Annotated in this window: 21 protein-coding genes; 18 read left to right on the plus strand and 3 right to left on the minus strand. The window is 71.4% G+C overall.

From position 1 onward, the window contains the following. Positions 1–72: 72 nt before the first annotated feature. The 13 genes from ACFWZH_RS13585 to ACFWZH_RS13645 all read left to right on the plus strand — a co-directional run bounded on the left by ACFWZH_RS13585 (position 73) and on the right by ACFWZH_RS13645 (position 13,930). A complete protein-coding gene (locus ACFWZH_RS13585) occupies positions 73–1,233 on the plus strand; it encodes a glycosyltransferase family 4 protein (protein WP_384428998.1) in 1,161 nt (386 codons plus the stop codon). A gap of 50 nt (positions 1,234–1,283) precedes the next feature. Next, complete coding sequence (locus tag ACFWZH_RS13590; RefSeq protein ID WP_384429001.1) at positions 1,284–1,829, plus strand: hypothetical protein; 546 nt, start codon at positions 1,284–1,286, stop codon at positions 1,827–1,829. Positions 1,830–1,980: 151 nt separating this feature from the next. Continuing rightward, the gene (gene pdxS / locus ACFWZH_RS13595) at positions 1,981–2,892 is read left to right on the plus strand and encodes a pyridoxal 5'-phosphate synthase lyase subunit PdxS (RefSeq protein WP_384429004.1); all 912 of its coding nucleotides are present in this window, start codon (positions 1,981–1,983) and stop codon (positions 2,890–2,892) included. An 11-nt stretch (positions 2,893–2,903) separates the two neighbouring features. Beyond that, positions 2,904–3,497, plus strand: coding sequence for a pyridoxal 5'-phosphate synthase glutaminase subunit PdxT (gene pdxT / locus ACFWZH_RS13600; protein ID WP_384429007.1), 594 nt, complete (start codon positions 2,904–2,906; stop codon positions 3,495–3,497). A 73-nt stretch (positions 3,498–3,570) separates the two neighbouring features. After that, positions 3,571–4,323, plus strand: a complete 753-nt coding sequence (locus ACFWZH_RS13605) for a YebC/PmpR family DNA-binding transcriptional regulator (protein ID WP_033267821.1) — start codon at positions 3,571–3,573, stop codon at positions 4,321–4,323. A 174-nt stretch (positions 4,324–4,497) separates the two neighbouring features. Beyond that, the gene (gene ruvC / locus ACFWZH_RS13610) at positions 4,498–5,049 is read left to right on the plus strand and encodes a crossover junction endodeoxyribonuclease RuvC (protein WP_384429009.1); all 552 of its coding nucleotides are present in this window, start codon (positions 4,498–4,500) and stop codon (positions 5,047–5,049) included. Next, positions 5,046–5,666, plus strand: coding sequence for a Holliday junction branch migration protein RuvA (gene ruvA, locus ACFWZH_RS13615; RefSeq protein WP_384429012.1), 621 nt, complete (start codon positions 5,046–5,048; stop codon positions 5,664–5,666). The genes ruvC and ruvA overlap by 4 nt, the downstream gene beginning before the upstream one ends. 79 nt (positions 5,667–5,745) lie before the next feature. Then, on the plus strand, positions 5,746–6,834 hold the full coding sequence (gene ruvB, locus ACFWZH_RS13620; RefSeq protein WP_384429014.1) for a Holliday junction branch migration DNA helicase RuvB: 1,089 nt from the start codon (positions 5,746–5,748) through the stop codon (positions 6,832–6,834). Between the two features lie 121 nt (positions 6,835–6,955). Beyond that, positions 6,956–7,534: a preprotein translocase subunit YajC gene (gene yajC, locus ACFWZH_RS13625; protein WP_384429016.1), complete on the plus strand. Its 579-nt coding sequence runs from the start codon at positions 6,956–6,958 to the stop codon at positions 7,532–7,534. A 147-nt stretch (positions 7,535–7,681) separates the two neighbouring features. Further along, complete coding sequence (gene secD / locus ACFWZH_RS13630; RefSeq protein WP_384429018.1) at positions 7,682–9,460, plus strand: protein translocase subunit SecD; 1,779 nt, start codon at positions 7,682–7,684, stop codon at positions 9,458–9,460. 1 nt (position 9,461) lies between these two features. Further along, the gene (gene secF / locus ACFWZH_RS13635; protein ID WP_384429020.1) at positions 9,462–10,583 is read left to right on the plus strand and encodes a protein translocase subunit SecF; all 1,122 of its coding nucleotides are present in this window, start codon (positions 9,462–9,464) and stop codon (positions 10,581–10,583) included. Beyond that, positions 10,580–11,152: an adenine phosphoribosyltransferase gene (locus ACFWZH_RS13640; protein ID WP_384429023.1), complete on the plus strand. Its 573-nt coding sequence runs from the start codon at positions 10,580–10,582 to the stop codon at positions 11,150–11,152. Before secF ends, ACFWZH_RS13640 begins: the two co-directional genes overlap by 4 nt. A gap of 183 nt (positions 11,153–11,335) precedes the next feature. After that, the gene (locus ACFWZH_RS13645; RefSeq protein ID WP_384429026.1) at positions 11,336–13,930 is read left to right on the plus strand and encodes a RelA/SpoT family protein; all 2,595 of its coding nucleotides are present in this window, start codon (positions 11,336–11,338) and stop codon (positions 13,928–13,930) included. Between the two features lie 169 nt (positions 13,931–14,099). Here ACFWZH_RS13645 and ACFWZH_RS13650 read toward each other — a convergent pair whose 3' ends face one another. Both ACFWZH_RS13650 and ACFWZH_RS13655 read right to left on the minus strand, forming a co-directional pair. Further along, positions 14,100–15,329: a DUF349 domain-containing protein gene (locus ACFWZH_RS13650; RefSeq protein WP_384429029.1), complete on the minus strand. Its 1,230-nt coding sequence runs from the start codon at positions 15,327–15,329 to the stop codon at positions 14,100–14,102. A 253-nt stretch (positions 15,330–15,582) separates the two neighbouring features. Beyond that, positions 15,583–16,401 carry a peptidylprolyl isomerase gene (locus ACFWZH_RS13655; protein ID WP_384429031.1) on the minus strand — a complete coding sequence of 273 codons (819 nt, stop codon included), beginning with the start codon at positions 16,399–16,401 and terminating at the stop codon, positions 15,583–15,585. A gap of 204 nt (positions 16,402–16,605) precedes the next feature. Between ACFWZH_RS13655 and ACFWZH_RS13660 the strand changes: the two genes are divergently transcribed. The 4 genes from ACFWZH_RS13660 (at position 16,606) to ACFWZH_RS13675 (ending at position 20,845) form a co-directional block, all read left to right on the plus strand. After that, on the plus strand, positions 16,606–17,319 hold the full coding sequence (locus ACFWZH_RS13660; RefSeq protein ID WP_384429034.1) for an MBL fold metallo-hydrolase: 714 nt from the start codon (positions 16,606–16,608) through the stop codon (positions 17,317–17,319). Between the two features lie 10 nt (positions 17,320–17,329). Beyond that, complete coding sequence (hisS, locus tag ACFWZH_RS13665; RefSeq protein ID WP_384429037.1) at positions 17,330–18,592, plus strand: histidine--tRNA ligase; 1,263 nt, start codon at positions 17,330–17,332, stop codon at positions 18,590–18,592. A 157-nt stretch (positions 18,593–18,749) separates the two neighbouring features. Continuing rightward, positions 18,750–19,391: a vitamin K epoxide reductase family protein gene (locus tag ACFWZH_RS13670; protein ID WP_384429040.1), complete on the plus strand. Its 642-nt coding sequence runs from the start codon at positions 18,750–18,752 to the stop codon at positions 19,389–19,391. Positions 19,392–19,474: 83 nt separating this feature from the next. Beyond that, positions 19,475–20,845, plus strand: coding sequence for a replication-associated recombination protein A (locus ACFWZH_RS13675; RefSeq protein ID WP_384429042.1), 1,371 nt, complete (start codon positions 19,475–19,477; stop codon positions 20,843–20,845). Positions 20,846–20,892: 47 nt separating this feature from the next. Here the strand turns inward: ACFWZH_RS13675 and ACFWZH_RS13680 are convergent, their stop codons facing one another. Next, positions 20,893–21,684 (minus strand): DUF2470 domain-containing protein, encoded by a 792-nt coding sequence (locus ACFWZH_RS13680; protein WP_384429045.1) that lies wholly within the window; start codon positions 21,682–21,684, stop codon positions 20,893–20,895. A 185-nt stretch (positions 21,685–21,869) separates the two neighbouring features. Here ACFWZH_RS13680 and rpsD point away from each other — a divergent pair, with 185 nt between their 5' ends. Next, on the plus strand, positions 21,870–22,481 hold the full coding sequence (rpsD, locus tag ACFWZH_RS13685; RefSeq protein WP_384429048.1) for a 30S ribosomal protein S4: 612 nt from the start codon (positions 21,870–21,872) through the stop codon (positions 22,479–22,481). The last annotated feature ends 18 nt before the right edge of the window (positions 22,482–22,499 follow it).

The following is a 22,499-nucleotide window of genomic DNA, read 5'->3' on the forward strand; positions in this document are numbered from 1 at the left end:
CACCGGGCTGCAGCAGGGCACGAGAGCCGCACCGCTGCGCTGCGGGGGCGGAGAAGCGAACGAAGGAACACAGTGAAGATCGGCATCGTCTGCCCCTACGCCTGGGACGTCCCCGGCGGCGTCCAGTTCCACATCCGGGACCTGGCCGACCACCTGATCCGCCTCGGCCACGAGGTCTCCGTCCTGGCCCCGGCCGACGACGAGACCCCGCTGCCGCCGTACGTCGTCTCCGCCGGCCGCGCCGTCCCCGTCCCCTACAACGGCTCGGTCGCCCGCCTCAACTTCGGCTTCCTCTCCGCCGCCCGGGTCCGCCGCTGGCTGCAGAACGGCGCCTTCGACGTCATCCACATCCACGAGCCGGCGTCCCCCTCGCTGGGCCTGCTCTCCTGCTGGGCCGCCCAGGGCCCCATCGTGGCGACCTTCCACACCTCCAACCCGCGCTCGCGGGCGATGATCGCCGCGTACCCGATCCTGCAGCCGGCGCTGGAGAAGATCAGCGCCCGCGTCGCGGTCAGCGAGTACGCGCGCCGGACCCTCGTCGAACACCTCGGCGGCGACGCGGTGGTCATCCCCAACGGCGTGGACGTCGACTTCTTCGCCCGCGCCGAGCCCCGGCCCGAGTGGCAGGGGAGGACCATCGGCTTCATCGGCCGCATCGACGAGCCGCGCAAGGGCCTGCCGGTGCTGATGAAGGCGCTGCCGGCGATCCTCGCCGCGGTGCCCGACGCCCGGCTGCTGGTCGCCGGCCGCGGCGACGAGGAGGAGGCCGTCGCCACCCTGCCCCCCGAGCTGCGCTCCCGCGTGGAGTTCCTCGGCATGGTCACCGACGAGGACAAGGCCCGCCTGCTGCGCAGCGTCGACGTCTATGTCGCCCCCAACACGGGCGGCGAGTCCTTCGGCATCATCCTCGTGGAGGCGATGTCCGCCGGCGCACCCGTACTCGCCAGCGACCTCGACGCCTTCGCCCAGGTCCTCGACCAGGGCGAGGCCGGCGAGCTGTTCGCCAACGAGGACGCCGACGCCCTGGCCGCCGCCGCGGTACGCCTGCTGGGCGACCCCGTCCGCCTGGCGGAGCTCCGCGAACGCGGCAGCCGCCACGTCCGCCGCTTCGACTGGTCGACCGTCGGCGCCGACATCCTCGCCGTCTACGAGACCGTCACCGCCGGCGCCGCCTCGGTGGCCACCGACGAACGCGTGGGCCTGCGGGCGCGGCGCTGGCTGGCGAAGGACTGACCAGGCGCCGCCCCGGGGGAGCCCACCACGTGCGGGTAACGTGACGGCCCGTGACCACCATCATCTGGATCGCGGTAGCGGTCCTCCTCATCGGCATCTACCTCAGCTGGACGGCCGGCCGCCTGGACCGCCTGCACGCGCGCATCGACGCGGCCCGGGCGGCCCTCGACGCCCAGCTGCTGCGGCGCGCGTCCGTCGCGCAGGAGGTCGGCACGTCGGGGGTCCTGGACCCCGCCGCCTCGATCGTCCTCTACCAGGCGGCGCACGAGGCCCGGCAGGCCGAGGAGGACCACCGCGAGGTCGCGGAGAGCGAGCTGAGCCAGGCGCTGCGGGCGATCTTCGCGGAGGAGGCGCAGCTGGAGGCCGTACGGGAGGCGCCCGGTGGCGAGCAGACGGTCACCGAACTCACCGCCGCGGTCCGCCGCGTCCCGATGGCCCGCCGCTTCCACAACGACGCCGTACGGGCCGCCCGCGCCGTCCGCCGCCACCGGGTGGTGCGGATCTTCCGGCTGGCGGGGCACGCGCCGTTCCCCCTGGCCTTCGAGATGGACGACGAGCCGCCGGCCGTCCTCGACGACCGCTCGGCCGGAAACTGAGCCCGGCCGCCGCCGCGGCGCCCCGGCCCCGGCCGCCCGCGACTCCCAGCCGCAACGAGCCACCGGCCTTGAATTGGCCCTTTTCTCCGGTCCCGCGCAAAGGGTTGTGTGGTCGGCACGTTCCACCACCCGCACTGAGTGAGGTCAAACCGTGTCCAGCACGCCCACCACGCCCCAGAACCCCGAGACCGGGACCGCGCGCGTCAAGCGCGGCATGGCCGAGCAGCTCAAGGGCGGCGTGATCATGGACGTCGTCACGCCGGAAGAGGCGAAGATCGCCGAGGACGCGGGCGCCGTCGCCGTCATGGCCCTGGAGCGGGTCCCCGCCGACATCCGCAAGGACGGCGGCGTGGCCCGCATGTCGGACCCCGACATGATCGACGGCATCATCGACGCCGTCTCCATCCCGGTCATGGCCAAGTCCCGCATCGGCCACTTCGTCGAGGCCCAGGTCCTGCAGTCGCTCGGTGTCGACTACATCGACGAGTCCGAGGTCCTCACCCCCGCCGACGAGGTCAACCACTCCGACAAGTGGGCCTTCACCACCCCCTTCGTGTGTGGTGCCACCAACCTGGGCGAGGCGCTGCGCCGGATCGCCGAGGGCGCCGCCATGATCCGCTCCAAGGGCGAGGCCGGCACCGGCAACGTCGTCGAGGCGGTCCGCCACCTGCGCCAGATCAAGGGTGAGATCGCCAAGCTGCGCGGCTGCGACAACAACGAGCTGTACGCCGCCGCCAAGGAGCTGCGCGCCCCGTTCGAGCTGGTCAAGGAGGTCGCCGAGCTCGGCAAGCTGCCCGTCGTGCTGTTCTCCGCCGGCGGTGTGGCCACCCCGGCCGACGCGGCCCTGATGCGCCAGCTCGGCGCCGAGGGCGTGTTCGTCGGCTCCGGCATCTTCAAGTCCGGCGACCCGGCCAAGCGCGCCGCCGCGATCGTGAAGGCCACCACCTTCTACGACGACCCGAAGGTCGTCGCGGACGTCTCCCGCAACCTGGGCGAGGCCATGGTCGGCATCAACTGCGACACCCTCCCCGAGGCCGAGCGCTACGCCAACCGCGGCTGGTAGGAACCGAGGACATGAGCACCCCCACCATCGGTGTGCTGGCCCTCCAGGGCGACGTCCGTGAGCACGTCAAGGCGCTCACGGACGCCGGCGCCCAGGCCCGGCCGGTGCGCCGCCCCGAGGAGCTGGACCAGGTCGAGGGCCTGGTCATACCGGGCGGCGAGTCCACCACGATGTCCAAGCTGGCGATCGTCTTCGGCATGCTGGAGCCGCTACGCGCGTTCGTGCGCGCGGGCCGGCCGGTCTACGGGACCTGCGCCGGCATGATCATGGTCGCGGACAAGCTGCTGGACGCCCGGGAGGACCAGGAGACGCTCGGCGGCATCGACATGATCGTCCGCCGTAACGCGTTCGGGCGGCAGAACGAGTCCTTCGAGGCGGCCATCGACGTCGCCGGCATACCCGGCGGACCGGTCGAGGGCGTCTTCATCCGGGCGCCCTGGGTCGAGTCGGTCGGCGGCGCGGTCGAGGTCCTGGCCACGTACGACGGGCACACCGTGGCCGTCCGGCAGGGTAACGTCCTGGCCACGTCGTTCCATCCGGAGCTGACCGGTGACCACCGCGTCCACGCGCTGTTCGTGGACATGGTGCGCAGTGTGACTGGGTAACACCGCGTCACCTGGCCCCGGTAGGATCTATGGCGTTCGTTTCAGAAGTTGGTTACGCGAAGGAGACAGGCGGATGTCCGGCCACTCTAAATGGGCTACGACGAAGCACAAGAAGGCCGTGATCGATGCCAAGCGCGGCAAGCTCTTCGCGAAGCTGATCAAGAACATCGAGGTCGCGGCCCGTACGGGCGGTGCCGACCCGGACGGCAACCCGACCCTCTTCGACGCCATCCAGAAGGCCAAGAAGAGCTCGGTGCCCAACAAGAACATCGACTCCGCGGTCAAGCGCGGTGCGGGCCTGGAGGCCGGCGGCGCCGACTACGAGACCATCATGTACGAGGGCTACGGCCCCAACGGTGTCGCGGTGCTCATCGAGTGCCTCACCGACAACCGCAACCGCGCCGCCTCGGACGTCCGCGTCGCCATGACCCGCAACGGCGGTTCGATGGCCGACCCGGGCTCGGTGTCGTACCTGTTCAACCGCAAGGGCGTGGTGATCGTCCCCAAGGGTGAACTGAGCGAGGACGACGTGCTGGGCGCGGTGCTGGACGCGGGCGCCGAGGAGGTCAACGACCTCGGTGAGTCCTTCGAGGTGCTCAGCGAGGCCACCGACCTGGTCGCGGTCCGCACCGCGCTCCAGGAGGCCGGTATCGACTACGACTCGGCCGACGCCAACTTCGTCCCGACCATGCAGGTCGAGCTGGAGGAAGAGGGCGCGCGCAAGATCTTCAAGCTGATCGACGCGCTGGAGGACAGCGACGACGTGCAGAACGTCTTCGCCAACTTCGACGTCTCGGACGACGTGATGGCCAAGGTCGACGCCTGAGCCGGTAGTCCGCGCGGCCGCGCCGCAGCCGTTCGCACACGGGCCGACGGGGAACACACCCCCGTCGGCCCGTCGCGTTGTCAGTGGCAGCCGATACTGTGCTGAGCAGGGGATCTCCGCCCCTCCCGCGGGGGAACGGGGGACGAAACGGTACGGCATGAGGGGAGGGGCGCCGTGAAGGTGCTCGGGGTGGACCCGGGGCTGACCCGGTGCGGGGTCGGCGTGGTGGAAGGTGTCGCCGGCCGTCCGCTGAAGATGGTCGGCGTCGGCGTCGTCCGCACTCCGCCCGATGCCGAGATCGCCCAGCGGCTGGTCCTCATCGAGCGCGGCCTGGAGGAGTGGCTGGACACCCACCGCCCCGAGTACGTCGCCGTGGAACGGGTCTTCAGCCAGCACAACGTCCGTACGGTCATGGGCACCGCCCAGGCCAGCGCGGTCGCCATGCTCTGCGCGGCCCGCCGCGGCCTGCCGGTCGCGCTGCACACCCCCAGCGAGGTCAAGGCGGCCGTCACGGGCTCGGGCCGGGCCGACAAGGCCCAGGTCGGCGCCATGGTGACGCGGCTGCTGCGGCTCGACGCACCACCGAAGCCGGCCGACGCCGCCGACGCCCTCGCCCTCGCCATCTGCCACATCTGGCGGGCCCCCGCGGTCAACCGCCTCCAGCAGGCCCAGGCCGCCGCCCGCCACACCTCCGCTCCCGTCCGCACGCTGAAGGGCACCCGATGATCGCCTTTGTCTCCGGCCCGGTCGCGGCCCTGGCCCCCGATAGCGCCGTCGTCGAGATCGGCGGTATCGGCATGGCCGTCCAGTGCACCCCGAACACGCTCTCCGCGCTGCGCATCGGAGCACAGACCAAGCTCGCCACCTCCCTCGTCGTCCGCGAGGACTCGCTCACGCTCTACGGCTTCGCCGACGACGACGAGCGCCAGACCTTCGAGCTGCTGCAGACCGCCAGCGGCGTGGGCCCCCGGCTCGCACAGGCCATGCTCGCGGTGCACACCCCCGACGCGCTGCGCCGTGCGGTCTCCACCGGCGACGAGAAGGCGCTCACCGCCGTCCCCGGCATCGGCAAGAAGGGCGCCCAGAAGCTGCTGCTGGAGCTGAAGGACCGACTCGGCGAACCGGTCGGCAGCGGTCGGCCCGCGGCCGGCGGCCCGGCCGCCGCCGGCTGGCGCGACCAGCTGCAGGCCGCCCTGATCGGACTCGGCTACGCCACCCGCGAGGCCGACGAGGCGGTCGCCGCGGTCGCCCCGCAGGCCGAGGAGGCCGTCGCCGCCGGCGGCGCGCCCCAGGTGCCGCAGCTGCTCAAGGCCGCCCTGCAGACGCTGAACCGCGCCCGATGACCGCCGCCGGGGCCGCGCGCCCCCGACCGCACGACCACGCAGGCGGCCCGGCCGCCCCGACCCCGCGAGGCAATCCGCAGTGAACTGGGACGACACCGCACCGCCCACCGAGGACACCGCCCCCGGCGGCCCCGACCGGCTGGTCGGCGCCGACGCGGACGGCGAGGACACCGCCGTCGAGGCCGCCCTGCGGCCCAAGGACCTCGCCGAGTTCGTGGGCCAGGAGCGGGTGCGCGAACAGCTCGACCTGGTGCTGCGCGCCGCCCGCGCCCGTGGCGCCACCGCCGACCACGTCCTGCTGTCCGGCGCGCCGGGCCTCGGCAAGACGACCCTGTCGATGATCATCGCCGCCGAGATGGGCGCCCCCATCCGGATCACCTCCGGCCCCGCCATCCAGCACGCCGGCGACCTCGCCGCGATCCTCTCCTCCCTCCAGGAGGGCGAGGTCCTCTTCCTCGACGAGATCCACCGGATGTCCCGGCCCGCCGAGGAGATGCTCTACATGGCGATGGAGGACTTCCGCGTCGACGTCATCGTCGGCAAGGGCCCGGGCGCCACCGCCATCCCCCTCGACCTCCCGCCGTTCACCCTGGTCGGCGCCACGACCAGGGCCGGACTGCTGCCGCCCCCGCTGCGCGACCGCTTCGGCTTCACCGCCCATATGGAGTTCTACGCCCCCGCCGAGCTGCAGCGGGTCATCCACCGCTCGGCCGGCCTGCTCGACGTCGAGATAGAGCCGGACGGCGCCGCCGAGATCGCCGGCCGCTCCCGCGGCACGCCCCGTATCGCCAACCGCCTGCTGCGCCGCGTCCGCGACTACGCCCAGGTCAAGGCCGACGGCCTGATCACCCGCGAGATCGCCTCCCAGGCCCTCGGCGTCTACGAGGTCGACGCCCGCGGGCTGGACCGCCTGGACCGCGCCGTGCTCACGGCCCTGCTGAAGCTCTTCGGCGGCGGCCCGGTGGGCCTGTCCACCCTCGCGGTCGCCGTGGGGGAGGAGCGCGAGACCGTCGAGGAGGTCGCCGAGCCGTTCCTCGTACGGGAGGGGCTGCTGGCCAGGACCCCCAGGGGACGCATCGCGACCCCGGCGGCCTGGGCCCATCTCGGGCTGGTGCCACCCCAGCAGCAATCAGGAGGAAGCGGACAGCAGGGCTTGTTCGGGGCCTGACGGCGCGGAGACTCGCCCGGTCAGGAACTGCGGTGCGATGCTGGGCGTTGTTCCACTGGTGGGGACTCGCTTAGACTCCGCCGATGCCGTCCGTAAGGGCCGGCATACCCACCCCCGCTATATGAGACCGCCCAGCAGCGGTCGTGCGAAGGATTTCCGTCCCGTGCCCAATATCGTGACTCTCCTCCCCTTTATCGTTCTCATCGGGGCCATGTTCCTGATGACGCGGTCCGCCAAGAAGAAGCAGCAGGCGGCCCAGCAGATGCGCGAAGAGATGCAGGCCGGCACCGGCGTCCGGACGATCGGCGGCATGTACGCCACCGTCAAGGAAGTCCACGAGGACACCGTCCTCCTGGAGGTCGCCCCCGGCGTGCACGCCATCTACGCCAAGAACGCCATCGGCGCCGTGCTCGCGGATGAGGAGTACAACCGCATTCTGGACGGTGCCGAGGCGGGCCACGGCGACGAGCCGGTCGTCCCGGACGATGCCTCCTCGCTGACCGGCGACACCGCCACCGAGACGGGTGACAAGGCCGCCAAGATCGAGCTGGGCAAGGCCGAGACCCCGGCCGCCGACAAGCCCGCCGACGACGCCGCGGCCGAGAAGGACGCCGAGGACGCCGAAGGCGCCAAGGACATCGCCAAGGCAGACGCCGACGCCGCCAAGGACGACAAGAAGGCCGGCGACGACGCGAAGTAGTCCATCCCACGGAACCGCGGGGCATGTTGAGTCGTGCACCGCGGTTCCGGGACGGTCTAGGCTCCGGCGGGGGCAGGTCCGCACAAGACTTCGTGGCCGCTCGGCCGACACCCCGGGCCGAGGGGTTGGACAGGGAGAAACGAGAAGGTGGCAGCACCGAAGAAGGGCCGCAGGGCGCCCGCGAGCCAGGGGCATCCGGGCCGCACCCTGATCCTGGTCCTGATCGCGATGGCGGGGCTGATCGGAGGCATGTTCTACTCCGGCACGCTGACGCCCCGTCTGGGCATCGACCTGGCGGGCGGCACCAGCTTCACGCTGGCGGCCCAGAACCAGCCGGGCAGGCCCAACGCGATCAACGAGACCAACATGAAGACCGCCGCCGACATCATGGAGCGACGGGTCAACGGTCTCGGCGTGACCGAGTCCGAGGTCCAGACGCAGGGCAGCAACCACATCATCGTGAACATCCCCAAGGGGACGGACGCGAAGCAGGCCCGCCAGCAGGTCGGTACCACCGCCCAGCTCGGGTTCCGGCCGGTGCTGACCACCACCGTGGGCACCAAGACACCCGAGCCCAGCCCCTCCAAGAGCGGTGCCGGCGACAAGGGCAAGGACGACAAGGCGTCCGGGGACAAGGCCAAGGACAAGCCGGGCACCCAGCAGAACGCCTCCTCCTCGCAATCGCCGAGCGCCAAGCCGACGACGCAGGGCCGCGCCGTGACGGACGCGCTGAAGAAGGCACCGTCCGCGAAGCCCACCCCGTCGGGCAAGCCCTCCGCGCCTCCGACGCCGCCGGCGCTCCCCGGCGCCGAGGAGATCCCGCCGGCCCTCCAGAAGCAGCTGAACGCGCTGGACTGCTCCACGAAGAAGAATCGTGCCGTGGCCGGCGAGAAGGCCGCCGGCGCCAAGCCGTCCGACCCGATCGTGGCCTGCAAGGACGACGGCACCCAGAAGTACGTGCTGGGTCCGATCGCCGTCGAGGGCACCGACGTCAAGGGCGCCAAGGCCGTCTTCGACAGCCAGCAGGGGCAGGGCTGGATCGTCCAGATGGACTTCACCTCCGACGGCGGCAAGAAGTTCGCGGACATCACCGGCAAGCTCGCCACCAAGACGCAGCCGCAGAACCAGTTCGCGATCGTCCTGGACGGCGCGGTGGTCTCCGACCCGCGGGTCAGCGAGCGGCTCAACGGCGGCAACGCCACCATCTCCGGCGGCTTCACCCAGCAGTCCGCCGAGGACCTCGGCAACATGCTGTCCTACGGCGCGCTGCCCCTCTCCTTCAAGATCGACGACGAGACCACGGTCACCGCGGCCCTCGGCGGCGAGCAGCTGCACGCCGGTCTGATCGCCGGCGCCATCGGCCTCGCCCTGGTCGTCGTCTACCTGATCGCCTACTACCGGGGCCTGGCGCTGGTCGCGCTGGCGAGCCTGTGCGTCTCGGCGATCCTGACGTACACGATCATGACGCTGCTCGGTCCGGCCATCGGGTTCGCGCTGAACCTCCCGGCGGTCTGCGGCGCCATCGTCGCCATCGGCATCACCGCCGACTCGTTCATCGTCTACTTCGAACGCATCCGGGACGAGATCCGCGAGGGCCGCACCCTGCGCCCGGCCGTGGAGCGCGGCTGGCCGCGGGCCCGCCGCACGATCCTGGTCTCCGACTTCGTGTCGTTCCTGGCCGCCGCGGTGCTGTTCATCGTCACCGTCGGCAAGGTGCAGGGCTTCGCCTTCACCCTCGGCCTGACCACCGTCCTCGACGTCGTGGTGGTCTTCCTCTTCACCAAGCCCCTGATGACGCTGCTGGCCCGGCGGAAGTTCTTCTACGAGGGCCACTCCTGGTCCGGCCTCGACCCCCAGCGCCTGGGCGCCAAGCCACCGCTGCGCCGCCGCCGCGGCACCGCCCCCACCCAGACGAAGGAGGCGTGAGATGTCCAAGCTCGGAAACATCGGCGCCCGGCTCTACCGCGGCGAGGTCGGCTACGACTTCATCGGCAAGCGGAAGATCTGGTACGGCATCTCGATCCTCATCACCATCACGGCCATCGTCGGCCTGGCGGTGCGCGGTCTGAACATGGGCATCGAGTTCTCCGGCGGCGCGGTCTTCACCACCCCGGCCACCTCCGTGTCCGCCTCCGAGGCCCAGCACAAGGCCGAGTCGGCGGCGGGCGGCCACCAGGCCGTGGTGCAGAAGCTCGGCGACGGCGCGCTGCGCATCCAGATCAGCGGCCTGGACACCAAGCAGGCGGTGCCGGTCCAGGAGGAGCTCGCCAAGGACCTGAGCATCCCGGTCAAGGACGTCAACACCCAGCTGGTCGGCCCGAGCTGGGGTGAGCAGATCGCCAACAAGGCCTGGCTGGGCCTGGGGATCTTCATGGTCCTCGTGGTGATCTATCTGGCCATCGCCTTCGAGTGGCGGATGGCGCTCGCCGCCCTGATCGCGCTGGTCCACGACCTCACGATCACGGTCGGCGTGTACGCCCTGGTCGGCTTCGAGGTCACGCCCGGCACGGTCATCGGTCTGCTGACCATCCTCGGCTACTCGCTGTACGACACGGTCGTCGTCTTCGACAGCCTCAAGGAAGCCTCCAAGGACATCACCAAGCAGACCCGCTTCACCTACAGCGAGATCGCCAACCGCTCCATCAACAGCACGCTGGTCCGCTCCATCAACACCACCGTCGTGGCGTTGCTCCCGGTCGCCGGTCTGTTGTTCGTCGGCGGTGGCGTGCTGGGCGCGGGCATGCTCAACGACATCTCGCTGGCCCTGTTCGTCGGCCTCGCCGCCGGTGCGTACTCCTCGATCTTCATCGCCACCCCGCTCGTCGCCGACTTCAAGAACGCCGAGCCGGAGATGAAGGCGCTGGCCAAGCGGATCAAGGCCAAGCGCGCCGCCGCGGCGGCCAAGGGCGCGAGCCAGGAGGAGCCGCAGGACGCCGCCCCCGGTGGGGCGGACACCGACGAGGAGGAGGACGCCGCGGTCGTCGGTCCGCGCCGGCAGCCCCCCTCCCGCCCCCGCGGACGCGGCCGCTCGTCGGGCAAGCGCCGATGAGCGAGCGCAGCGAGGCTTCGCCTTGCGCCCCCGCGGCCCTGCAGGAGCTGCTGCTCAGCCGGATCACCGATGTCCCGGACTATCCCAAGCCCGGGGTGATGTTCAAGGACATCACCCCGCTGCTGTCCGACCCGGTGGCCTTCGGGGCGCTCACCGACGCCTTCGTCGAGCTGTGCGCACGGCATCGCGCCGACAAGGTGGTGGGTCTGGAGGCACGCGGCTTCATACTCGCCGCCCCCGTGGCGGTCCGCGCCGGCATCGGCTTCGTGCCCGTACGCAAGGCCGGAAAGCTGCCCGGAGCGACGCTCGGCCAGGCCTACGAGCTGGAGTACGGCACCGCCGAGATCGAGATCCACGCCGACGCACTGGCCCCGGGTGACCGGGTGCTGGTCATCGACGACGTGCTCGCCACCGGCGGCACCGCCGACGCCTCGCTGCAGCTCATCCGCCGCGCGGGCGCCGAGGTCGCCGGCCTGGCGGTGCTGATGGAGCTGGGTTTCCTGGCCGGGCGGCAGCGGCTTTCGCCGGGTCTGCGGGGCGCTCCCCTGGAGGCTCTGATCACGGTCTGAGCCCCTGGCGGGCAGCCTTCGCACACCACACGAGCAGCAGGGGCATCCGGAAGAATCCGGGTGCCCCTGCTGCTGTGTCATGTACGGACCCATGGCCGCGGGGGAGCCGCCGCCGCGGGGTCGATACCATGGCACCCCGACCCGTTCGAGGTCCTGGGGTCCGGAACCGCTTGAGGAGTGCTCTTGCCAGACGAGGCCCAGCCGCTCTCCCCCGGACTGCGTCCGGCGGGATCCGACGCCGCGCGCCCGGACGAGCCGAAGCCGAAGGACGCGGCTTCCAAGGACGCGCCCCGGCCCGAGCGGCCCGGCGCTCCCGACGCAGGCGCGGGGTCCCGGCCGCCGGCCGGCCGGCCCGCCACGTCCCCCACCGAGCAGTCCCGGCAGGCGCCCGCCGCCTCCCCGGCCACGCGTGCGCCCAAGCCGCCCGCCAAGGCCGACCAGCCGGCCGCGCCCAAGCCGCTGCCGCCGACCCCCGCGGGCCGCTCCGGTTCCCCCAACCGGGTACGGGCCCGCCTCGCCCGGCTGGGCGTCCAGCGCTCCAGCCCGTACAACCCGGTCCTGGAGCCGCTGCTGCGGGCCGTGCGCGGCAACGACCCCAAGATCGAGACCGCGACGCTGCGCCAGGTGGAGCGGGCCTATCAGGTCGCCGAGCGCTGGCACCGCGGCCAGAAGCGCAAGAGCGGCGACCCGTACATCACCCACCCGCTGGCCGTCACCACCATCCTCGCCGAGCTGGGCATGGACCCGGCGACGCTGATGGCGGGCCTGCTGCACGACACCGTCGAGGACACCGAGTACGGCCTGGACACCCTGCGCCGGGACTTCGGCGACCAGGTCGCGCTGCTGGTCGACGGCGTCACCAAGCTCGACAAGGTCAAGTTCGGTGAGGCCGCGCAGGCCGAGACGGTCCGCAAGATGGTCGTCGCGATGGCCAAGGACCCGCGTGTGCTGGTCATCAAGCTGGCCGACCGCCTGCACAACATGCGCACCATGCGCTACCTCAAGCGGGAGAAGCAGGAGAAGAAGGCCCGCGAGACGCTGGAGATCTACGCTCCGCTCGCCCACCGCCTGGGCATGAACACCATCAAGTGGGAGCTGGAGGACCTCGCCTTCGCGATCCTCTACCCCAAGATGTACGACGAGATCGTGCGGCTGGTCGCCGAGCGGGCGCCCAAGCGGGACGAGTATCTGGCGATAGTGACCGACGAGGTCCAGGCCGACCTGCGCGCCGCCCGCATCAAGGCCACCGTCACCGGCCGCCCGAAGCACTACTACAGCGTCTACCAGAAGATGATCGTGCGCGGCCGCGACTTCGCCGAGATCTACGACCTGGTGGGCATCCGCGTCCTCGTCGACACCGTCCGTGACTGCTACGCCGCCCTCGGCACCATCCACGCGCGATGGAACCCGGTCCCCGGCCGGTTCAAGGACTACATCGCGATGCCGAAGTTCAACATGTACCAGTCGCTGCACACGACGGTCATCGGGCCCAGCGGCAAGCCGGTCGAACTCCAGATCCGCACCTTCGACATGCACCGCCGCGCCGAGTACGGCATCGCCGCGCACTGGAAGTACAAGCAGGAAGCGGTGGCCGGCGCCTCCAAGATCCGTACGGATGTGCCGAAGAACGCGGGCAAGGGCCAGGACACCGTCAACGACATGGCCTGGCTGCGGCAGCTGCTGGACTGGCAGAAGGAGACCGAGGACCCCGGCGAGTTCCTGGAGTCGCTGCGCTTCGACCTGTCCCGCAACGAGGTCTTCGTCTTCACGCCGAAGGGCGATGTGATAGCGCTGCCGGCCGGCGCCACGCCCGTCGACTTCGCCTACGCGGTGCACACCGAGGTCGGCCACCGCACGATAGGGGCGCGGGTCAACGGACGTCTCGTCCCGCTCGAATCGACCCTGGACAACGGCGACCTGGTGGAGGTCTTCACCTCCAAGGCCCCGGGTGCCGGGCCGTCCCGGGACTGGCTCGGCTTCGTCAAGTCCCCGCGCGCCCGGAACAAGATCCGCGGCTGGTTCTCCAAGGAGCGCCGCGACGAGGCCATCGAGCAGGGCAAGGACGCCATCGCGCGGGCCATGCGCAAGCAGAACCTGCCGATCCAGCGGATCCTGACCGGCGACTCCCTGGTGACCCTCGCGCACGAGATGCGCTATCCGGACATCTCCTCGCTCTACGCCGCCATCGGCGAGGGACATGTCGCGGCGCAGGGCGTCGTCCAGAAGCTGGTGCAGGCGCTCGGCGGCCAGGACGAGGCCACCGAGGACATCGCCGAGTCCACCCCGATCCGGCCGCGCTCCAAGCGCCGCTCCAGCGCCGACCCCGGTGTGGTCGTCAAGGGCGTCGACGACGTCTGGGTCAAGCTCGCCCGCTGCTGTACGCCGGTCCCGGGCGACCCCATCATCGGCTTCGTCACCCGCGGCAGCGGCGTCTCGGTGCACCGCGCCGACTGCCTCAACGTCGACTCGCTGTCCCGGCAGCCGGAGCGGATCCTGGACGTCGAGTGGGCGCCCACCCAGTCCTCGGTCTTCCTGGTCGCCATCCAGGTCGAGGCGCTGGACCGCTCCCGGCTGCTGTCGGACGTCACGCGGGTCCTGTCGGACCAGCACGTCAACATCCTCTCGGCGGCCGTCCAGACCTCCCGCGACCGCGTCGCCACCTCCCGCTTCACCTTCGAGATGGGCGACCCGAAGCATCTGGGGCATGTGCTGAAGGCGGTCCGGGGCGTGGAGGGCGTGTACGACGTGTACCGGGTGACGTCGGCCCGCAGGCCGTAGCCGCGCGCACGAGGAGGGCCCCGGTACGGAAGTACCGGGGCCCTCCTTCGTATCGGGCGCCTCAGCCATCAATGGAGGAACCCCGACGGCGAGCAACCACCTCCGCGAGAGCGATGGGGGTCCCCCCCCGCGCCTTAAGCGTGGGGGAGGTTCAGCCGCAAAGGGGCGCTCAGCCGCCGAACTCCTCAAGGCCCTTCAGCGCCTGGTCCAGCAGGGCCTTGCGGCCCTCCAGCTCCCGGCCGAGCTTGTCGGCCTTGGCGTCGTTGCCGGCCGCCCGGGCCGTGTCGATCTGCTTCTGCAGCTTGTCGACGGCGTCCTGGAGCTGACCGGTCAGCCCCGCGGCGCGGGCCCGCGCCTCGGGGTTCGTCCGGCGCCACTCGGCCTCTTCGGCTTCCTGGATGGCGCGCTCCACGGCGTGCATCCGGCCCTCGATCTTGGGGCGGGCGTCCCGCGGGACGTGGCCGATGGCCTCCCACCGCTCGTTGATCGACCGGAACGCGGACCGTGCGGCCTTCAGGTCGGTGACCGGGAGCAGCTTCTCGGCCTCGACGGCAAGCTCCTCCTTGCGGGTGAGGTTCTCCCGCTGCTCGGCGTCGCGCTCCGCGAAGACCTCGCCGCGCGCCTGGAAGAAGACGTCCTGGGCGCCGCGGAAGCGGTTCCACAGGTCGTCCTCGTGCTCGCGCTGCGCGCGGCCCGCGGCCTTCCACTCCGCCATCAGCTCGCGGTAGCGGGCGGCGGTGGCGCCCCAGTCCGTCGAGGCCGACAGCGACTCGGCCTCGGCGACCAGCTTCTCCTTGGCCTTGCGGGACTCCTCGCGCTGCGCGTCCAGCGACGCGAAGTGCGCCTTGCGCCGCTTGGAGAACGCCGAGCGGGCGTGCGAGAAGCGGTGCCACAGCTCGTCGTCCGCCTTGCGGTCCAGCCGCGGCAGGCCCTTCCAGGTGTCGACCAGCGCGCGCAGCCGCTCACCGGCCGCCCGCCACTGCTCACTGGCCGCCAGCTCCTCGGCCTCGGCGACCAGCTGCTCCTTGGCCTTACGGGCCTCGTCGCTCTGCTTGGCCTTCTGCGCCTTGCGCTCCTCGCGGCGCGACTCGACCGCCTCGACGAGCTTGTCCAGCCGCTTCCTGAGCGCGTCCAGATCGCCGACCGCGTGGTGCTCGTCGACCTGCTGGCGCAGATGGTCGATCGCGGTGCTCGCGTCCTTCGCCGACAGGTCGGTGGTCCTGACCCGGCGCTCGAGGAGGCCGATTTCGACGACCAGGCCCTCATACTTGCGCTCGAAGTAGGCGAGGGCCTCCTCGGGAGTGCCCGCCTGCCACGATCCGACGACCTGCTCGCCATCGGCGGTACGCACGTACACGGTCCCCGTCTCATCGACGCGGCCCCATGGGTCGCTGCTCACAGCGCCTCCTCCACATGATGCCGACGGGGGCGTGCGGCCCCCCCGGCATCGTCCACAGTTTCTGTCCGGCAGAGCCGCGCCCTGGCCGGTCCGACGGGCTGTCTTGCGGGTGAGGGTGGCAGCCGTCGGAGCAGGCACCCTACCCAACGCCAATCTAGGCGAACGGCGCTCGGCTGTCCGCATCCAGCGCGACCGAAATTCCACGGTGCGCACCCGGGGGCGACGCCGCGCCGCCCCCGCCCCGGTCCGCCGGTCAGGACTTCCGCACGCTCGCCCGGTCGATCACGACGGTGGCGTTGGGCGCGGTGTTGCGGGTCTGCGGGTCGGGCGTGGAGCCCGCGTCGGCGATCTTGCGCAGCACGTCCATGCCGCCCGTGATCGTCCCGAACGGCGTGTAGTCGGGGGGCAGCCGGCTGTCCTCGAAGACGAGGAAGAACTGGCTGCCGCCGGAGTTGCGGGTCTTGTCGTTCTGCCCGTCGTAGGTGTTGGCCATCGCGACCGTGCCCGCCGGATACACACCGCCCTTGAGCCGGGCGTCCTTGAGGTTCTCGTCGGGGAGGGTGTAGCCGGGCGAGCCCTTGCCCGTGGCCGTCGGGTCGCCGCACTGCAGGACGTGGATGCCCTGGTCCACCAGGCGGTGGCAGCGGCTGTGGTCGAAGTAGCCCTGACGGGCCAGGAAGGCGAACGAGTTGACGGTGTGCGGCGCCTTGCCCGCGTCCAGCTTCAGACCGATCGTGCCGCAGGTCGTCGTCAGCTTCACCGAGTAGGAGGCCGCGGTGTCGACGGACATCGCCGGTTCCTTCTTCCAGGTCTTCGTCGAGGGCGCACCCTTCGCGGGCCTGGCGCACGGGTCCGGCGCCGCGGACGGTGTCGCGTCGGCCGCCACCTGGTCGTCGCCGGCCAGTCCCGCCGAGGCGTAGGCCGCGGCGCCGGCGGCCAGTGCCACGGCCACGGCGGACGCGATGATCACATTGCGTCGCCTGGCCTTGCTCCGGGCGGTGGACCGCCGCTGCTGCTGACGCTCGAACTTCTCCCGGGCGAGCTGCCGCCGCCGCTGATCCTTGCTGACCACCGGTCGTCTCCTTGTCCGATCATCGATGTGTCCGAGCAGTGCGGTGTCCGGGCGCCGAGGTCCTCGCCCGCCGATCGCCTCCGCCGTGGCCGTACCGTATACGGGTTCGCCCTGGCGGGAGTCGCGCCGGTAGGCTCTGGAGCTGCCGAGATGTCCGGGAGCGGCCTTGCGCGGCGCCCTCCACACCGACCTTTAAGGACGAACGTGCTGATTGCCGGGTTCCCCGCCGGGGCCTGGGGCACCAACTGCTACTTGGTAGCCCCCGCCGCCGGCGAGGAGTGCGTCATCATCGACCCGGGCCACCAAGCGGCCCAGGGAGTCGAGGACGCGGTCGCAAAGCATCGGCTCAAGCCCGTCGCGGTCGTCCTCACCCACGGCCATATCGACCATGTCGCCTCGGTCGTCCCCGTGTGCGGCGCGCACGACGTCCCGGCCTGGATCCACCCCGAGGACCGCTACATGATGAGCGACCCCGAGCGGGCCCTTGGCCGCTCCATCGGTCGGCAGCTCATGGGCGAACTGACGGTGGGGGAGCCGGACGACGTCAAGGAGCTGAGCGACGGCACCGACCTGGAACTGGCCGGAATGCGGTTCTCCGTCGCGCATGCGCCCGGCCATACCAAGGGGTCGGTGACGTTCCGGATGCCCGAGCAGGCGGACGTTCCGCCGGTCTTCTTCTCGGGCGACCTGCTCTTCGCCGGCTCCATCGGACGCACCGACCTGCCGGGCGGCGACCACGCCGAGATCCTGCAGTCGCTGGCGCGCGTGTGCCTGCCGCTGGAGGACTCGACCGTCGTCCTGTCCGGCCACGGCCCCCAGACCACCATCGGCCGCGAGCGCGCCACCAACCCGTTCCTGCGGGAGGTGGCGGCCGGCCTCGGAGACGGCTTCAGCGCCGCTCCACGACGAGGAATGTGACGAGAGCTTCGTGAGCACCTTCAAGGCCCCCAAGGGCACGTACGACCTGATTCCGCCGCAGTCCGCCACCTACCTCGCGGTGCGCGAGGCGATCGCCGCGCCGCTGAAGAACTCCGGTTACGGCTACATCGAGACGCCCGGCTTCGAGAACGTCGAACTGTTCGCGCGCGGCGTCGGCGAGTCCACCGACATCGTGACCAAGGAGATGTACGCCTTCGAGACCAAGGGCGGCGACCGGCTCGCGCTGCGCCCCGAGGGCACCGCGTCCGTGCTGCGCGCCGCACTGGAGGCCAACCTCCACAAGTCCGGCAACCTCCCGGTCAAGCTCTGGTACTCGGGCTCGTACTACCGCTACGAGCGTCCGCAGAAGGGCCGCTACCGCCACTTCTCGCAGGTCGGCGCGGAGGCCATCGGTGCCGAGGACCCGGCGCTGGACGCCGAGTTGATCATCCTGGCCGACCAGGCGTACCGCGCCCTGGGGCTGCGCGACTTCCGCATCCTGCTCAACTCCCTGGGCGACAAGGAGTGCCGCCCCGTCTACCGCGCCGCGCTGCAGGACTTCCTGCGCGGGCTCGACCTGGACGACGACACCCGGCGCCGGGTCGACATCAACCCGCTGCGCGTCCTGGACGACAAGCGCGAGTCCGTCCAGCGGCAGCTGGCCGGGGCGCCGATGCTGCGCGACTACCTGTGCGAGGCGTGCAAGGCGTACCACGAGCAGGTCCGGGAGCTGCTGACGGCGGCGGGCGTGGCCTTCGAGGACGACGAGAAGCTGGTCCGCGGCCTGGACTACTACACCCGCACCACCTTCGAGTTCGTCCACGACGGCCTCGGCTCGCAGTCCGCGGTGGGCGGCGGCGGCCGCTACGACGGCCTGTCGGAGATGATCGGCGGCCCCGCGCTGCCGTCCGTGGGATGGGCGCTGGGCGTGGACCGCACGGTGCTGGCGCTGGAGGCGGAGGGCATCACGCTCGACATCCCCGCCGCCACCGCCGTGTACGCCGTACCGCTCGGCGAGGAGGCCCGCCGGGTGCTCTTCGGCACGGTCACCGAGCTGCGCCGGGCCGGCGTCGCCACCGACTTCGCGTACGGCGGCAAGGGCCTGAAGAACGCCATGAAGTCCGCCAACCGCTCCGGCGCACGGCTGGCTCTGGTGGCCGGCGAGCGGGATCTGGCCGAAGGCGTGGTCCAGCTCAAGGACCTCGAGAGCGGCGAGCAGACCCCCGTCGCGCTGGCCGCGGTGGCCGACGAGGTCCGCCGCCGGCTGGGCTGAGGCCGCCGGTCGGTCGACGCCGGGCCCGCGAATTCGCCGTGTTTACGCGCAGCGAACGGCGGTGCCCGGTGTGCTTGAGGCAGAATGAAGGGCGCGGCCGCGGCCCCGCGGGCCGGTCCGCGCAGCCCATCTCCCAAGGGACCGACGGAACGGCGATATGACGACGACAGCGGTTGACGACGTGTCCATCGACGACGACCACGCGAGCGGCCCGAGCACCATCGGCTCGGGCCGCGGCCTCGCCCTGCTCCTGGTGATCACCGGAGCGCTGGGCGGCCTGGCCGCATGGATCATCACGCTGGACAAGTTCGAGCTGCTGAAGGACCCGAACTTCAAGCCGGCCTGCAGCTTCAACCCGATCATCTCCTGCGGCAGCGTCATGCAGAGCAAGCAGGCGGAGGTCTTCGGCTTCCCGAACCCGCTGGCAGGTCTGGTCGGCTTCGGCGTGATCATCGCGATCGGCATGGCCCTGCTCGCCGGCGCCCGCTTCCGCCGCTGGTACTGGATCGGGCTGAACATCGGCACCGGGCTCGCCGCGGTCTTCTGCATGTGGCTGATGACCCAGTCGCTGTACAGCATCAACGCGCTGTGCCTGTGGTGCACGCTGACCTGGTGCGTGACGATCCTGATGTTCTGGTACACCACCGTGCACAACATCAAGCACGGCGTCATCCCGGCCCCCGAGGGGCTGCGCCGCACGGTGCTGGAGTTCCACTGGGTCGTACCGGTCCTCTGGTACGGCGTGATCGCCCTGTTGATCCTCACCAAGTGGTGGTCCTACTGGAGCACCCTGCTGTAGGCCACGCCTCGCGCACTGCCCGCCCCGGTCCCGTCCCCCGGCGGGCCGGGGCGTTGTCAGTGGGGTGGCATAGGCTCGTCGACGTGGAGCCCGACCTGTTCACCGCCGCCGCCGAAGACCGCCAGGAGAAGGACCCCGCGGGGTCTCCGCTCGCCGTGCGGATGCGTCCGCGCACCCTCGACGAGGTGGTGGGCCAGCAGCATCTGCTCAAACCGGGCTCACCGCTGCGCCGCCTGGTGGGGGAGGGCAGCGGGGGGCCCGCGGGGCCGTCGTCGGTGTTCCTGTGGGGGCCGCCCGGCATCGGCAAGACGACCTTGGCGTATGTGGTCAGCCAGGCGACGAACAAGCGCTTCGTGGAGCTGTCGGCGATCACGGCCGGGGTCAAGGAGGTCCGCGCGGTCATCGACGGCGCCCGGCGCGCCTCCGGCGGCTTCGGCAAGGAGACCGTCCTCTTCCTCGACGAGATCCACCGCTTCAGCAAGGCCCAGCAGGACTCCCTGCTGCCCGCCGTGGAGAACCGCTGGGTCACCCTGATCGCCGCGACGACCGAGAACCCGTACTTCTCGGTGATCTCCCCGCTGCTGTCCCGGTCGCTGCTGCTGACGCTCGAACCGCTCACGGACGACGATCTGCGCGGGCTGCTGCGCCGCGCGCTGACCGATGCGCGCGGGCTCGCCGGGGCGGTCACCCTCCCCGGGGACACCGAGGCGCATCTGCTGCGCATCGCCGGCGGCGACGCCCGGCGCGCGCTGACGGCCCTGGAGGCCGGCGCCGGATCCGCGCTGGCCAAGGGGGAGAAGGAGATCACCCTCCAGACCCTGGAGGAGTCCGTCGACCGCGCCGCGGTGAAGTACGACCGGGACGGCGACCAGCACTACGACGTCGCCAGCGCGTTGATCAAGTCGATCCGTGGTTCGGACGTCGACGCCGCGCTGCATTATCTGGCGCGGATGATCGAGGCCGGTGAGGACCCGCGGTTCATCGCCCGCCGGCTGATGATCTCGGCGAGCGAGGACATCGGACTGGCGGATCCGTCGGCCCTGCAGACCGCGGTCGCCGCCGCCCAGGCCGTGGCGCTGATCGGCTTCCCCGAGGCCCGGATCACGCTGAGCCAGGCCACCATCGCGCTCGCCCTGGCGCCGAAGTCCAACGCCGCCTACACGGCCATCGACGCGGCGCTGGCGGACGTCCGGGCCGGCCGGGCTGGTGCGGTCCCGCCCCATCTGCGCGACAGCCACTACAAGGGCGCCCAGAAGCTCGGCCACGGCCAGGGCTACCAGTACCCGCACGACCTGCCGGGCGGCATCGCGGCCCAGCAGTACGCGCCGGACGAGGTGCACGGCAGGCGGTACTACGAGCCCACCCGCCATGGCGCGGAGGCACGCTACGCCGACGTGGCCGAGCGGGTGCGGGCCCGTCTGCGCGGCGCCACCGGCGAGGGTGGCGCCGAATAGCCCCGCGCGTCAGGGGCCGGCCGGCATCGGGCCGGCCGGCCGCCGGACTACTCGGCCGCCGCCTCGAAGAGCACATGCATCGCCCGCCGCAGCTCCGCCACGTCCCGTACGGGTTCGGGGAAGTCGAAGCGGGCGTCGAAGGCGTGCTGCTCGCCATCGGTGCCGCAGTCCTCCGGGGTACGGCCCCCGGCCCCCCGGACGAACCGCACCCGCAGGCCGAAGCGGTCCAGGCCCACGGGCACCGCCCGGTCACGCGCTGCGCACACCCGGCCGCGGTCGCCCAGCAGGGCGCACAGTCCGCGCACCTGCTCGCTGTGCGCCGCGTGCAGATGCTGCAGCAGCTCCGCCTCGTGGGCGACCAGCGGATCGGGCACCGCGTCGGCGAAGTCGTCCGGTTCGACGGCCTCGGCGCCCCACAGGTCGTCCACCGCGCCCTCACCGACCTCCAGGCGCAGCATCATCCAGGCGGTCCGCCCGTACAGGCCCGGTGCCGGGTCCGGCTGCAGCGCCTCGCCGATGCCGAGCAGCTCGCCCACGGGGTGCCGCTCGGCGAGCAGCATCGCCGCCTCGGCACGCTGCTCATTGCGTACGGGGGTCAGCCAGCCGGCCACCCAGGCCCGTCCGCGGATGCGATGGGGCACCGAAACCGGTGCCACGTCCGTGATCTCCATCACTGCGGCAAGATCATCATCCTGCGCGTGCGCGGCCGCCCGAGCCGCCGCGGAGTCCCCAGGGACCAGCAACAGCACGTCTCCTTCGGGTGTGACGGTCCGGCAGACGGGCGCCGAGAGCCCGGTCTCGTCGGGGTCCTCGACACCGGGGATGCTCAAAGACGCCATACCATGGGACTCGACGAGGGTTCGTACGCGCTCAGCGGCGGTCGGCTGCTGGGCGTCTTCCACGGGACGCGGCTGACCCGCCTCTGTGCTGTGACCAGCACTGGGCAGGGGGATCCCAGGTCGAAACATGCGTTCTCCTCGCGCTAAGGTAAGCCTCACCTAACTTACACGGAGGTCCGTTCCACGTGAACCAGTCGCGTCCCAAGGTCAAGAAGTCGCGCGCGCTCGGCATCGCGCTGACGCCGAAGGCCGTCAAGTACTTCGAGGCCCGTCCCTACCCGCCCGGCGAGCACGGCCGTGGCCGCAAGCAGAACAGTGACTACAAGGTCCGCCTGCTCGAGAAGCAGCGTCTGCGTGCGCAGTACGACATCAGCGAGCGTCAGATGGCGCGCGCCTACGACCGCGCTCGGAAGGTCGAAGGCAAGACCGGCGAAGCGCTGATCATCGAGCTTGAGCGCCGTCTGGACGCGCTCGTCCTGCGTTCGGGCATCGCCCGCACGATCTACCAGGCCCGCCAGATGGTCGTCCACGGCCACATCTCGGTGAACGACCGCAAGGTCGACAAGCCGTCCTTCCGCGTCCGCCCCGGCGACGTCGTGATGGTCCGCGAGCGCAGCCGCGAGAAGCACCCCTTCCAGGTCGCGCGTGAGGGTGGCTACGCCCCCGACGGCGAGACCCCGCGCTACCTCGAGGTCAACCTCCAGGCTCTGGCGTTCCGCCTCGACCGGGACCCCAACCGCAAGGAGATCCCGGTGATCTGCGACGAGCAGCTCGTCGTCGAGTACTACGCCCGCTAAGCACCACCGCAGGCGCAG

Source organism: Streptomyces sp. NPDC059008 (assembly GCF_042749045.1).
Taxonomy (GTDB): domain Bacteria; phylum Actinomycetota; class Actinomycetes; order Streptomycetales; family Streptomycetaceae; genus Streptomyces.